Below are 12,055 nucleotides of genomic sequence, written 5' to 3'. Positions count from 1 at the left end.
CGTGATGCGCCGGTCCGCGGGCCCACGGGCCGGGTGAGAATCTCCGCCACGAGGGCGCCTTCGAATGCCCTGGAGGCTCCCCGCACATGACAGACGACCGCAAGCACCCGGAACCACCGGCCTCATCGCCCGCACCCCACGCGCGGCTGCGGCGCTTCCGGGTCGATGTCGGCACCATCATCTGCGCGGTCGCGCTGCTGCAGTCGCTGCTGCTGGTGGCCTTCGGCTACTGGGGGGCGGAGAAGCTGGTGTCGAAGGTGGGCGAGTCGGCGCACAAGGTCAACCACGACCGCGTCGAAGACAACATCCTTGCCTTTCTCGCGAAGACCGAGGGCCTGGTGCGCGCCATCGCCCACACGCCCGACCTGCACCCGGCGGGCCACGACGGCGAGCAGACCGCCGAGCTGCTCTGGGCCGCGCTGGAGCAGACGCCCGAAATCGACAGCATCGGCGTGGGCAGCGACGACGGCCATTTTTTGATGGCCATGCGCCACCCCGCGCCGGTGGTGCGGCAGGTGCTGCGCGAGAAAGACTTCACCACCGAGACCTGGGAGTACAAGTCGCCGCCCGACAGCGACGGCGACGAAGACCCGCGGCGGCGCTACGAGACGACGCACATCGAGGCCTTTCGCAGCGAGGACGACCCGGTGCACCAGGACTGGTTCACGCAGGCCGAGAAGGCGCAGCGCGCCGTGTGGACCGCGCCCTTCGTGCTGCCCTCGATGAAGGAGCTGGGCGTGAGCCACGCGCGGCCGAGCCGGCGGCAGGACGAGGAGGGCGTCACGCAGACGATCGTGGCGGTCGCCAGCGTGTCGCTGGGGCATCTCTCCAATCTCGTGCGCCTGTTCGGCGGCACGGGCCACGGCCACAGCGCGCTGTTGAGTGCCGACCACCACGTGATCGCGCGCAGCGACCACCCGCATTCCGTGCGCGTGCTCGAAGACCCGGACGAGGGCGTGCTCGGTGCGCTGCACACCCTCATGCTGGCCAACGGCAGCCGCGGCTGGACCGAGGACATGGCTTTTGCGCTCGTGCACGAGGGCATGCACTACCAGGTGCAGACCTCGCGCATTCCGGCCACCGACTGGCATCTGGTGAGCTGGGAGCCCGAAGAGGCGCTGCTGGGTGCGCTGCATCGCAACGTGCTGTGGTCGCTGCTGCTGGTGCTGGCGTTCCTGGCGATCGCGCTCTTCATTTCGCTGCGCCTATCGAAGCTGGTGACCGCGCCGATCGAAAGCCTCTCGCGCACGGCGCGGCGCATCGGGCGGCTGGAGCTCGACGACCTGCCGCGCGAGTCGAGCCGCGTGCTCGAGATCCAGCACCTGAACCAGGCGCTGGACGAATCCGCGCGCAGCCTGCAGGCCTTTCGCAAGTTCGTGCCGGTGGACGTGATCCGCCAGCTCATCGCCGAGGGGCATGCCCTCGAACCCAACGGGTCGCCGCGCCGCATCACCGCGATGTTCACTGACGTGGAAGGGTTCACGGCCATCGCGGAATCGATGCCGGCCGACGTGCTGATGCGGCAGCTGACCGACTACTTCAACCTCGCGACCCGCGTGTTCGCGCGCCACGGCGGCGTGATCGACAAGTTCATGGGCGACGGCATCATGGTGCTGTGGGGCGCGCCCACCGACCTGCCCGACGCAGAGTACCGCGCTTGCGCGGCCTCGCTCGAACTGCACGCCGAGATGACCGAGCTCAACCGCCGCTGGCAGGCCGAGGGCCTGCAGCCCTTTCGCACGCGCATCGGCATGCACACCGGCGTCGTGATCGCCGGGGTGCTCGGCTCGAGCGACCGGCTGTCGTACACGGCGCTGGGCGACGTGATCAACGCGGCCAGCCGCATCGAGGGCACCAACAAACAGCTGGGCACGCGCACGCTGATGTCCGAGGCGACCTTCGAAGGCCTGGGCGGGCGCCTGGCCACGCGGCGCATCGAGAAGCAAGTGGAACTGCGCGGGCGGCAGACGCGGATGGTGCTTTACGAGTTGCTAGAGGTCGAGCACCAGCCTCGGTGAGCGAGCCCGCGAGCAGCAGGGCAGGAAGCAGTCGTTGGCCGCCTGCTCGGCGGGTGTCAGGTAGAGGTCGTGGTGAGCGACCTCGCCCGCGAGCACGCGCGTGAGGCAGGTGCCGCAGACGCCCTGCGCGCACGAGACCGGGATCTCGATGCCCTCGGCAGCGAGCGCGTCCAGCACCGTCATCGTCGCGGGGATGTGGACGATGCGGCGCGAGCGGTGCAGTTCGACCTCGAAGCTGCCCTGTCCGTCAGCCGGCGTTGCGGCGCCCGAGAACGACTCGAAGTGCACCTGCGTGTCCGCCCAATGCAGGGCGCGTGCGGTCGTGCGCACGGCCTCGAGAAAGCCCGAGGGGCCGCAGACATAGACGTGTCGGCCCGGCGCCGGACGGCCGAGGGTCGCCGCGAGATCGATGTGCTGTGCGGGCGGGCCGTCGTCGTGGTGAAAGAACACCTTGTGCGCGAACGCGCTGTCTTCGAGCCGCCGCCGGTAGGGCGCGCGCGCCGCCGAGCGGCTGCAGCAGTGCAACGCGAAGTCGGCCCCCAGCGTGGCCAGCCGCTGCGCCATCGACAGCAGCGGCGTCACGCCGATGCCGCCGGCCAGCAGCAGGCTGTGCGTTGCGCTTTCGTCGAGCGCAAAGAGGTTGCGTGGCGGGCCGATCTGCAACACCGAGCCCTCATGGACGGCGTCGTGCATCGCCCGCGAGCCGCCGCGCGAGGCGGCGTCGCGCAGCACGCCGATCTCGTAGTGCCCCTCGCCGTCAGGGGCCGATGCGTTGCACAGCGAATACTGGCGCACCAGCCCGCCGGGCAATGAGACGTCGATGTGCGCGCCCGGCGTGAAGGCCGGCAAGCGCTCGCCATCGACGGGTACCAGCCTGAAGCCGGCCACGCCTTCGGCCTCGACCGTCTTGCGTGCCACCCGCACCGCGATGCCTGCGCCGCTCGACACGCCATTCATTCCTTGGGCACGAGGAAGTTGCCGGCCTCGAACTGCACGGGCGGCGCCGCGGGGTCGAAGCTCACGCCGGCCGGGTCACGGCCTTCGCGCAGCGCGTCGAGCTGGCGTTGCAGCAGCCGGCGCAGCATCACGATGCCGCGGTCGGACGAGGCCAGGTGCTCTTCCGAATGCGCGGTGATGGCGCCTTGGCTCACCTGCGCCTCGTAGTCGCCGGGGAAGGCGCGGTGCTCGGCCTCGCTCAGCTCTTCCCACAGCTTGCCGTTCAGGCGCGAGCGCACGCGGGCGAGATCGCCCGGGGTTTTCACGCGGCCGACGGTGTAGATGCGAAAGCTGTGGTCGTCGATCGGCAGTACCCAGCCGATCGATTCGACGCGCCCGTAGGCGGCCACGCGCGGGTTGGGCACCACGCGCAGCGTCGGCAGCACGGGGCCGGCCACGCGGCGGAAGGTGCTGCCGTCCTCGAGCGTGCGGATCGAGGTGATCGTCACGCCGGTCTCGGTGCTCTCGAAGCTCACGTCGGGCATCTGCCCCATGAGCGCCACGAACTGCGTGCCGCTGAAGCTGCCGTGCAGCACCGGCACGTGGAAGGGGTCGGCCACGTTCTCGTAGTGCTGCAGCCAGTTGCAGGGAATGACCTGCGGCCCGCCGCCGCCGATGCTGTTGCCGTCGGCTTCCAGGGTCTCGCCGTCGTCCATGGTTTCGAGGCAGTCGTAGCGTGGCAGCACGGGCTTCTTCTCGGCCGGGCCGAGGTAGGCCCAGACCAGGCCGTACTGCTCCTGCACCGGGTACCAGGGCTGGCGCACGCGGCCGCGGCTGCGCGCACCGCCATCGGGTTCGCAGGGCTGGTCGACGCAGTGGCCCTGCACGTCGAACATCCAGCCGTGGTAGCAGCAGCGGATGCCTTCTTCTTCCACGCGCCCGTAGTAGAGCGACGCTCCGCGGTGCGCGCAGCGCCAGTGCACGAGGCCCGCGCGGCCTTTCTTGTCGCGGAACAGGATGAGGTCTTCGCCCAGCACGCGCACCTGGCGCGGCGTGTCGGTGGCGTCGGCGGCCAGGCCGATGGGGTGCCAGTAGCGGCGCAGCAGCTCGCCCATGGGCGTGCCCGCGCCGACCTCGGTCAGCTCGGGTTTGTGGCTGGGCGCCTTGCGGCCGTAGGCGGTGCCGGTGTCGAAGGCGATGGGTTGCCACTCGGAGGTGGCGGAGGGCGGGACAACGGCGCTCATTCGGGGGTGACTCCTGCGGCCTTGATCAGGTCCGCCACGCGGGGAAAGTCGGCCTTGTAGCCGGCACGGAATTCGGCGGGCGTGCTGCCCAGCGGCTCGAAGCCGTAGCCGGCCAGCCGCTCCTGGATGTCGGGCAGCTTCGTGATCTCACGCAGCGCGAGCGACCATTCGTCGAGCACGGGTTGCGGCGTGCGGGCGGGCGCATACACGCCGATCCAGCTGTCGAGGTCGAAGCCTGCGAAGCCCTGTTCGGTGAAGGTCGGCACGTTGGGCATCGAGCGCACGCGCTGGCGGCCCGTGATGCCCAGCACCTTGATGCGCCCGGCTTGTGCGAGGCCGCGTGCGGTCGCGGGGTTGGCCCAGGCCACGCCCAGTGCCTCGCCGAACATGTCGTTGTGCGCGGCGGCCTCGGCCTTGTAGGGCACGTGCACGAGGTCGATGTGGTTCTGGCGCGCCAGCAGTTCGCCGAACAGGTGCGCGTTGGAGCCGTTGCCCCAGGTGCCGTACGAAACGCCGGGATGCGCCTTGGCGTAGGCCACGAATTCGCGCACGGTGGAGAAGGGCGCAGAGGCGCGGGCGATCAGCATCGGGCCGCCGGTGGCCAGTTGCGACAGCGGCTCGAAGTCTTTCACCGGGTCGTAGGGCAGCTTGGGCTGCAGCACCACGTTGTTGATGTGCGTGAGCGGCAGCGTGAGCAGCACGGTGTAGCCGTCGGGCGCGGCCTTGGCGACGGCGTCGGCCGCGATGGTGCCGCTGGCGCCGGGACGGGCTTCGACGATCACCGGCTGGTTCCAGCGCGCCTTGAGCTTCTCGGCGTAGACGCGGGCGATGGCGTCCATTGGTCCGCCGGGCGAGCCGAACGGCACGATGCGCACCACGCGGTTCGGAAAGGGCGCAGGTTGTGCGAAGGCCGGGCCTGCGGCGAGGGCCGCGAAGCCGGCACCGAGCACACCGAGTGCATGGCGGCGCGTGGTGCACGTCTTGTTCGCCGCGTGTGCCTCGGGCGGCGAGGGTCTGAACCGATTCATCGTGTCTCCAGTCGTGTTGTACTTGTGCGCTGGACGATACGGACAGCCTGCCCCGCGGGCAATTCGAAGCTTTGAATATGAGATATGGCCCAACGTGATATCCGCAGCCTCGATGTCGGCATGCTGCGGACCTTCGATGCCCTGATGCGCGAACGCAGCGTGTCGCGCGCGGCGACCCGGCTCTTCTTGAGCCAGCCGGCGGTGAGCGCTTCGCTCAACCGGCTGCGCGACACCTTCGACGATCCGCTGTTCACGCGCACGGCCCACGGCGTGGAGCCCACCGCGCGCGCCCATGCGCTGGCCGGTCAGGTCGAGCGCGTGCTGGCTGACCTGTCGGCGATGCTGGAGCCCGGCGAGGGCTTCGAGCCGGCGTCGTCGCAGCGCATCTTTCGCATCTCGGGCAGCGACTACGCGAGCCACCTGCTGCTGCCGACGCTCGCCAACGAACTCGTGGCCTGCGGCTCGCGCATCCGCCTGCACTGGGAGACCAGCTCGTTCCTCACGCTCACCGAGCGCCTGCGCAAGGGCGACTTCGACGTGGCCGTGCTGCCGCGCCTGCAGCCGCCGAGCGATTGCGAATCGGCGCTGCTGTACGAAGACCGCTACGTGGTCGCGGTACGGCGCGGCCATCCGACGCTGGGCGAGGCGGCCACGCTCGATGCGTTCTGCGAAGCGCCGCATGTGTTCCTCGGCTACGGCAGCTCGGCGCTCGACGACCTCATCGACCAGGTGCTGGCGCGGCAAGGGCGCACGCGCAGCATGCGCGTGGCGATGACCAGCTTCGGCCAGATCGTCGACCTGCTGGCGCAGACCGACCATGTGGCCGTGCTGCCGCTGCGCGTGGCCGAGCGCTTTCGCGATCGGCTCGCGGTGCACCCGCTGCCCTTCGAGCTGCCAGGCTACCGCTCGGTCGTCTGCTGGAACCGCCGCTCGAATTCCGACGCGGGCGTGCTGTGGCTGAAAGACGCGCTGCTGCGCATCGCGCTCACTGCGCCGGCTTGAGCCTGCGCGCGAAAGCCTCCAACCCGTCGATCGTGATCTGGATGTGCCGCTCGAAGCTGCTGTCGAGCGGCACGCTGGTGCCGTTGTCCCAGCGCAGGATGAAGGCCTTGTTGGCCAGCTGCGGCAGGTGGCGCGCAAGCACGGGGTGGTCGAGCGGGCGGATCGTGTGGACGCGCTCGCGCAGCTCTTCGGCCCAGGCCTGCGTGTTGTCGGCAGGCAGGGGCGAAAACTCCATCGTCAGAAAGCCCAGCATCGCGGCGATCACGCAGTTGTAGGCCTCGCGCAGCGGCTCGCCGTCGAAGCCGGCCTCGGTCAGCGCCGCCAACACGCCTTCGACCAGTTCGGTCGGCAGGCTGCCGTTGGACACCAGCTGCGCCCCGAGCAGTTGCGCCACGTTCGGGTGCTGCCGCACCGCCGCGCGGCAGCGGTGGAACAGCTCGGCGATCCAGTCCTGCCAGGCGAGCGTGCCCTTGGGCGGCGTGACCTGCGCCATGACCGTGGCGGCGACTTCGGCCAGCAGGGCCTCGCGCGTGCTGACATGCCAGTGCACGGTGGCCGGGTACACGCCGAGCTGCGCCGCGATCTCTCGCATGCTGAAGGCGCCGAGGCCGAAGGCGTCGATGTGCGCCAGCGCGGCTTCGGCGATGCGCTGCTTCGACAGCGCCGCACCGCCGGCAGGGCGGCCGGCCGTCCGGGGGCGAGGCTCGGGGGTTTTTTTCTTCATGGATGCGGCCATTGTGCAACGGGTGAATTGATTGTATAAATATTATTAATTGAGCATTGATCAATTAAATGGGCCGGACGCTCCCGGTACGTTCCATTCCCAAAGGATGTCTCCCATGACGACCGTCATCGATCAGGCCCTGGCCCAGGCCCATCAACGCTTCACCGACGGCAACCCCGAAAGCCTGCGCCGCTTCGAGGCACAGACGCGCTACATGCCCGGCGCCAACAGCCGATCGGTGCTGTTCTATGCACCGTTCCCGCTCACCATCGCCAAGGGCGAGGGTGCGGCGCTCTGGGACGCGGACGGCCATCGCTACACCGACTTCATCGCCGAGTACACGGCCGGCGTCTACGGCCACTCGGCGCCCGAGATCCGCGAGGCGGTCATCGAGGCGATGCAGGGCGGCATCAACCTCACGGGGCACAACCTGCTCGAAGGTCGGCTCGCACAGACGATCTGCGAGCGCTTTCCGCAGGTCGAGCAGCTGCGCTTCACCAACTCGGGCACCGAGGCGAACCTGATGGCGCTCACGGCCGCGCTGCGCTTCACGGGGCGGCGCAAGATCGTGGTGTTCTCGGGCGGTTATCACGGCGGCGTGCTCGGCTTCGGCGACCAGCCGTCGCCGACCACCGTGCCCTTCGATTTCCTCGTGCTGCCCTACAACGACGCGGACACGGCGCGCGCGCAGATCGACGAACACGGTGCGGACATCGCCGCCATCCTGGTCGAGCCGATGCAGGGCGCGAGCGGCTGCATTCCGGGGCGGCGAGACTTCCTGCAGGCATTGCGTGATGGGGCCACGCGGGTCGGCGCGCTGTCGGTCTTCGACGAGGTGATGACGTCGCGGCTGGGGCCGCACGGGCTGGCGAACGGGCTGGGCATTCGATCCGACCTCACGACGCTGGGCAAGTACATCGGTGGCGGCATGTCCTTCGGCGCCTTCGGTGGACGGGCGGACGTGATGGCGCAGTTCGACCCACGCACCGGGGCGCTCGCGCACTCGGGCACTTTCAACAACAACGTGATGACGATGGCGGCCGGCTATGCGGGCCTCACGCAGCTGTTCACGCCCGAGGCGGCAGCAGCATTGGCCGAGCGCGGCGAGGCGATGCGGTCACGGCTCAATGCGCTGTGCGAACGCGAAGGCGTCGCGATGCAGTTCACCGGCGTGGGCTCGCTCATGAATGCGCATTTCCTGCGGGGCGAGGTGCGGCGCGTGGCCGACCTGGCGGCGGTGGATGGGCGCTTGCGGCAGCTGCTGTTCTTCCACCTGTTGAGCCAGGGGATCTACACCTCGCCGCGTGGATTCGTCGTGCTCTCGCTGCCGTTGTCGGCGCAGGATATCGATCGCTACGTCGCCGCCGTGGACAGCTTCATCGAGGCCTACCGGCCGCTGCTGCTCAGCGCGGGGTAGTGCCCGCCACGCCCAGCAGCTCGTGCAGGCGCGTGCTGGTGGTCGTGTACTGCAGCGGGATCGCCTTGCCGGGGAACACCCGCGCGGCAGCGCCCCAGGCCGCCAGCGTGGCCTCGTGGAAGCCGCAGACGATGAGCTTCTTCTTGCCCGGGTAGGTGTTGATGTCGCCCACCGCGAACACACCGGGCTCGCGGGTTTCGTACTTCTCGGTGTTGACGGGCACCTGCTTGCGCTCCAGCTCGAGGCCCCAGTCGGCGATGGGGCCCAGGCGCGGCGAAATGCCCAGGCAGGCGACCAGCGCGTCGAGCGGCAGCTCGGCCGTGGTGGCGTCGGGCGTGGTGATCTGCAGCTGCCGGCCATCGAAGGCGCTCGGCTGGCCGACCCGGAAGGCCAGCTTGCCGTCGGCCACGAGGGCGCGCATGGCGGCCACGTTCGCCTCGTCGGCCTGGAAACCGTCGCGCCGGTGGACCAGCGTCACCTGCTTGGCCAGGGTCGTGAGGGCGATGGCCGTTTCGAGGGCGGTGTCGTCGCCACCGTTGACCACGACCGTCTGGCCGGCGAAGCGGTCGAGCGAATCGGGGTGATAGAACAGCGTCGAGCCTTCGAATTGGGCGATGCCGTCGACCGCGATGCGCTTGGGCACGAAGGCGCCGACGCCGGCCGCGATGAACACGGTCTTCGCGAGGAAGGTGGTGCCGGCCGAGGTGGTCAGCAGCAGACGGTCGTCGGCCTGGCGGGCCAGGGTAGAAACCTGCTCGCCGAAGTGGAATTGCGGCTTGAAAGGCGCCACCTGCTGCAACAGCGACTGCGCCAGATCGCGCCCGCTGGTGACCGGGGTGCCGGGAATGTCGTAGATCGGCTTGTGGCCGTACAACGCCACGCACTGGCCGCCCGCGGCGGGCAGCGCATCGACGATGTGGCAGGAAATCTCGAGCAGGCCCAGCTGGAAGGCCTGGAACAGGCCGACCGGACCGGCGCCGATGATCAGCGCGTCGGTCTCGATCGGTGCGGGCGCCTGGCTCAGCGCACCAGCTCCGAGATCTTGCCCGTCTTGTCCTTCCACTCCTCGGCTTCGGGCAGGGCGGGCTTGCGCTTGGTGATGCTCTTCCAGCCGTCGGCCAGGGCCAGCTCGGCGTTCAGCTTGATGAAGGCGATCTGGTCGGCCGGCAGGTCTTCCTCGGCGTAGATCGCATTGACCGGGCATTCGGGGATGCAGACGGCGCAGTCGATGCATTCATCCGGGTCGATCACCAGCATGTTGGGACCTTCGCGGAAACAGTCGACGGGGCAAACGTCCACGCAGTCGGTGTATTTGCAACGGATGCAGGCTTCGGAGACGACGTGGGTCATTTGTCTTTTAGCGTCAGGAGAAGGGGCTGGAAAACCCTAGATTTTAGGCCTTTGCGGCGGGCGGCTGCACGAGCACGGCGGCGGAGGTGCGATGAGAGGCCGTATCGACCAGCACCAGCGACCCCAGCGCACGCGATTGGGCGAAGGGCAGGACGGCCAGCGGCTGCTGCAGCGCGAGCACCACATCGCCGATGGAATTGGCCTCCAGCTGGGTCGCCGGCTCGGATTCGAGGGTCGTGATGTTCACGCGATCGACGATGCGCGCCACCTTGGCCTTGACCCAGCGGTGACCCTGCAGCGCCCAGTACACGCGGCCCGCAACCAGCGGCTCGTCATCGAGCCAGGCCACGGTGGCGGTGATCTCGCGCACGGGCTCGAAGGCCTCGGGCGCCAGCAGCCAGTCGCCGCGCGACACGTCGAGCTCGCGGTCGAGCACGATGCCGGCGCTGTGGCCCGCATGCACGGTCTTCGGCTGGCGCGTGTGGCTCAGCACCTGCGCCACGGTGGCGGTCTGGTTGCTGGGCAGCACCGTGACGCGCTGGCCGGGCTCCACGTGGCCCGAGGCGACGCGGCCCCAGAACACGCGGCGGCCCTGCGAGGTGTCGGCCGAGGCCGAGAACTTCTCGACCCACTGCACCGGGAAAGCAAAGGGTACGGCTTCGTCCTGCGCAGTCACGGGCAGGTCTTCGAGCAGCTCGAGCAGGCTCGGGCCTTCGTAGCCGACCCAGTCGGCATGGCGCGTGGCCACGTTCCAGCCCTTGAGGGCCGAGATCGGCACGATGGCCGCGACCTTCACGCCGGCCGCTTCGGCAAAGGCGTTCAGCGCGGTCGAGATGCGCTCGAAGGCGAGGGCGGCGTCGTCGATGGCGTCGAGCTTGTTGACCGCGAACACGATCGACTGCACGCGCAGCAGGTGGGCCAGCAGCGTGTGGCGGCGCGTCTGCGGCAGCAGCTCGCGCTTGACCACGGTGCCGTCTTCGACCTCGGCGGCCCAGGCCAGCTTGGTGGCATCGACCAGCACCACGGCCGCGTCGGCGGCCGAGACGGCCGTGACCATGTTGCGCGTGTACTGCTCATGGCCCGGCGCGTCGCCGATGATGAACTTGCGCTTGGCGGTCGAGAAGTAGCGGTAGGCCACGTCGATCGTGATGCCTTGCTCGCGCTCGGCCGAGAGGCCGTCGGTCAGCAGGGCCAGGTCGGTTTCGCCGCCGCGCTGCACGCCGGCCAGCTGGTCCTGCAGCACGGTCTTGCTGTCGACCAGCAGGCGGCCGATGAGCGTGCTCTTGCCGTCATCGACCGAGCCGCAGGTGATGAAGCGCAGGGCGGTGCCGGTGTCGCCGTGGACGTCGGACGTGGCGGGGGTTGCGATCGTTGCGCTCATCAGAAGTAACCGTCTTTCTTGCGTTTTTCCATCGAAGCTTCGGAGGTCATGTCGTCCATGCGCGTGGCGCCGCGCTCGCTGACGTCGACCGACAGCGTCTCCAGCACCACGTCGCCCGCACCCGCAGCCAGGCTCTCGACCGGGCAGGTGGTCGTGATGTCGCCCACGGTGCGAAAGCGCACGTCGCGCACCTGCACGGTCTCGCCGTCGCGCGGCGGCGTGAGTTCGGTCACGGGCACCAGCAGGCCGCGGCGCTCGACCACTTCGCGCTTGTGCGTGTAGTAGATCGACGGCAGGCCGACGTTCTCGCGCTCGATGTATTGCCACACGTCGAGCTCGGTCCAGTTCGAGATCGGGAACACGCGGAAGTGCTCGCCAGGAGCCAGGCGCGTGTTGAACAGCGTCCACAGCTCGGGGCGCTGGTCCTTGGGTTGCCACTGGCCGAAGCTGTCGCGGTGCGAAAAGATGCGCTCCTTGGCGCGGGCCTTTTCCTCGTCGCGGCGGGCGCCGCCGATCAGCGCGTCGAAGCGGAATTCTTCGATCGCCTCGAGCAGCGTCACCGACTGGTGCGCGTTGCGCGACTCGCCGGGATGGGCCAGGCGCACGGTGCCGCGCTTCATCGAGTCTTCGACGCTGCGCACGATGAGTTCGGCGCCCAGTTCTTTCGCACGCTGGTCGCGGTAGGCCGTCACTTCAGGGAAGTTGTGGCCGGTGTCGATCATCAGCAGCGGGTAGGGAATGCGGCCGACGCCGAAGGCTTTTTCGGCGCACTTGAGCAGCACCAGCGAGTCCTTGCCGCCCGAGAACAGCAGGGTGGGGCGCTCGAAGGCGGCAGCCACTTCGCGCAGGATGAAAATGGTTTCTTCTTCCAGCGCGTCGAGGTGCGTGTTGGACAGGTTCGCGGGTGAATGCATGGGCGGCTGCAGCAGGTCGGCTTCGGTACGGGCGTTCATCG

General features: G+C 69.1%; 11 protein-coding genes. 3 read left to right on the top strand and 8 right to left on the bottom strand.

The features are described from left to right. Nucleotides 1-980: 980 nt before the first annotated feature. A complete protein-coding gene (locus tag AC1RAD_RS10215) occupies nt 981-2,018 on the top strand; it encodes an adenylate/guanylate cyclase domain-containing protein (protein WP_492735228.1) in 1,038 nt (345 codons plus the stop codon). On the opposite strand, the gene AC1RAD_RS10210 is transcribed toward AC1RAD_RS10215, so the two are convergent. The 3 genes from AC1RAD_RS10210 to AC1RAD_RS10200 are packed head-to-tail and all read right to left on the bottom strand — an operon-like array spanning nt 1,992 to nt 5,226. After that, nucleotides 1,992-2,975 carry a PDR/VanB family oxidoreductase gene (locus AC1RAD_RS10210; protein ID WP_492734700.1) on the bottom strand — a complete coding sequence of 328 codons (984 nt, stop codon included), beginning with the start codon at nt 2,973-2,975 and terminating at the stop codon, nt 1,992-1,994. The two genes, AC1RAD_RS10215 and AC1RAD_RS10210, sit on opposite strands and share 27 nt — an antisense overlap. Further along, complete coding sequence (locus AC1RAD_RS10205) at nt 2,972-4,198, bottom strand: Rieske 2Fe-2S domain-containing protein (protein ID WP_492734699.1); 1,227 nt, start codon at nt 4,196-4,198, stop codon at nt 2,972-2,974. The genes AC1RAD_RS10210 and AC1RAD_RS10205 overlap by 4 nt, the downstream gene beginning before the upstream one ends. Continuing rightward, on the bottom strand, nt 4,195-5,226 hold the full coding sequence (locus AC1RAD_RS10200; RefSeq protein WP_492696997.1) for a Bug family tripartite tricarboxylate transporter substrate binding protein: 1,032 nt from the start codon (nt 5,224-5,226) through the stop codon (nt 4,195-4,197). The genes AC1RAD_RS10205 and AC1RAD_RS10200 overlap by 4 nt, the downstream gene beginning before the upstream one ends. A gap of 84 nt (nt 5,227-5,310) precedes the next feature. On the opposite strand from AC1RAD_RS10200, the gene AC1RAD_RS10195 reads away from it, so the two are divergent. Beyond that, a complete protein-coding gene (locus AC1RAD_RS10195) occupies nt 5,311-6,228 on the top strand; it encodes a LysR family transcriptional regulator (protein WP_159271637.1) in 918 nt (305 codons plus the stop codon). On the opposite strand, the gene AC1RAD_RS10190 is transcribed toward AC1RAD_RS10195, so the two are convergent. After that, nucleotides 6,212-6,952, bottom strand: a complete 741-nt coding sequence (locus AC1RAD_RS10190; RefSeq protein ID WP_492734698.1) for a TetR/AcrR family transcriptional regulator — start codon at nt 6,950-6,952, stop codon at nt 6,212-6,214. The genes AC1RAD_RS10195 and AC1RAD_RS10190 overlap by 17 nt on opposite strands. A 115-nt stretch (nt 6,953-7,067) precedes the next feature. Here AC1RAD_RS10190 and AC1RAD_RS10185 point away from each other — a divergent pair, with 115 nt between their 5' ends. Then, on the top strand, nt 7,068-8,369 hold the full coding sequence (locus tag AC1RAD_RS10185) for an aspartate aminotransferase family protein (RefSeq protein ID WP_492734697.1): 1,302 nt from the start codon (nt 7,068-7,070) through the stop codon (nt 8,367-8,369). Here the strand turns inward: AC1RAD_RS10185 and AC1RAD_RS10180 are convergent. From AC1RAD_RS10180 to cysD, 4 genes are read right to left on the bottom strand one after another with little or no spacing between them, the layout of a single operon-like run. Next, a complete protein-coding gene (locus tag AC1RAD_RS10180) occupies nt 8,356-9,432 on the bottom strand; it encodes an NAD(P)/FAD-dependent oxidoreductase (RefSeq protein ID WP_492734696.1) in 1,077 nt (358 codons plus the stop codon). The genes AC1RAD_RS10185 and AC1RAD_RS10180 overlap by 14 nt on opposite strands. Then, a complete protein-coding gene (gene fdxA, locus AC1RAD_RS10175; protein WP_062472491.1) occupies nt 9,390-9,719 on the bottom strand; it encodes a ferredoxin FdxA in 330 nt (109 codons plus the stop codon). The genes AC1RAD_RS10180 and fdxA overlap by 43 nt, the downstream gene beginning before the upstream one ends. A 43-nt stretch (nt 9,720-9,762) precedes the next feature. Further along, the gene (locus tag AC1RAD_RS10170; RefSeq protein WP_062472493.1) at nt 9,763-11,100 is read right to left on the bottom strand and encodes a sulfate adenylyltransferase subunit 1; all 1,338 of its coding nucleotides are present in this window, start codon (nt 11,098-11,100) and stop codon (nt 9,763-9,765) included. Continuing rightward, nucleotides 11,100-12,053, bottom strand: a complete 954-nt coding sequence (cysD, locus tag AC1RAD_RS10165) for a sulfate adenylyltransferase subunit CysD (protein ID WP_062472495.1) — start codon at nt 12,051-12,053, stop codon at nt 11,100-11,102. The genes AC1RAD_RS10170 and cysD overlap by 1 nt, the downstream gene beginning before the upstream one ends. Nucleotides 12,054-12,055 lie beyond the last annotated feature (2 nt).

Source organism: Variovorax sp. GW823-FHT04B03, assembly GCF_058796495.1.
Note: the sequence above shows the minus strand (reverse complement) of the source record. Positions and strands in the feature narration are given on the sequence as shown.

Bases quoted from the DNA above. Each gene is read 5' to 3' on its own strand.
- AC1RAD_RS10215 (WP_492735228.1), top strand. From the start codon at position 981: ATGCTGGCCAACGGCAGCCGCGGCTGGACCGAGGACATGGCTTTTGCG.
- AC1RAD_RS10210 (WP_492734700.1), bottom strand. From the start codon at position 2,975: ATGAATGGCGTGTCGAGCGGCGCAGGCATCGCGGTGCGGGTGGCACGC.
- AC1RAD_RS10205 (WP_492734699.1), bottom strand. From the start codon at position 4,198: ATGAGCGCCGTTGTCCCGCCCTCCGCCACCTCCGAGTGGCAACCCATC.
- AC1RAD_RS10200 (WP_492696997.1), bottom strand. From the start codon at position 5,226: ATGAATCGGTTCAGACCCTCGCCGCCCGAGGCACACGCGGCGAACAAG.
- AC1RAD_RS10195 (WP_159271637.1), top strand. From the start codon at position 5,311: ATGGCCCAACGTGATATCCGCAGCCTCGATGTCGGCATGCTGCGGACC.
- AC1RAD_RS10190 (WP_492734698.1), bottom strand. From the start codon at position 6,952: ATGAAGAAAAAAACCCCCGAGCCTCGCCCCCGGACGGCCGGCCGCCCT.
- AC1RAD_RS10185 (WP_492734697.1), top strand. From the start codon at position 7,068: ATGACGACCGTCATCGATCAGGCCCTGGCCCAGGCCCATCAACGCTTC.
- fdxA (WP_062472491.1), bottom strand. From the start codon at position 9,719: ATGACCCACGTCGTCTCCGAAGCCTGCATCCGTTGCAAATACACCGAC.
- AC1RAD_RS10170 (WP_062472493.1), bottom strand. From the start codon at position 11,100: ATGAGCGCAACGATCGCAACCCCCGCCACGTCCGACGTCCACGGCGAC.
- cysD (WP_062472495.1), bottom strand. From the start codon at position 12,053: ATGAACGCCCGTACCGAAGCCGACCTGCTGCAGCCGCCCATGCATTCA.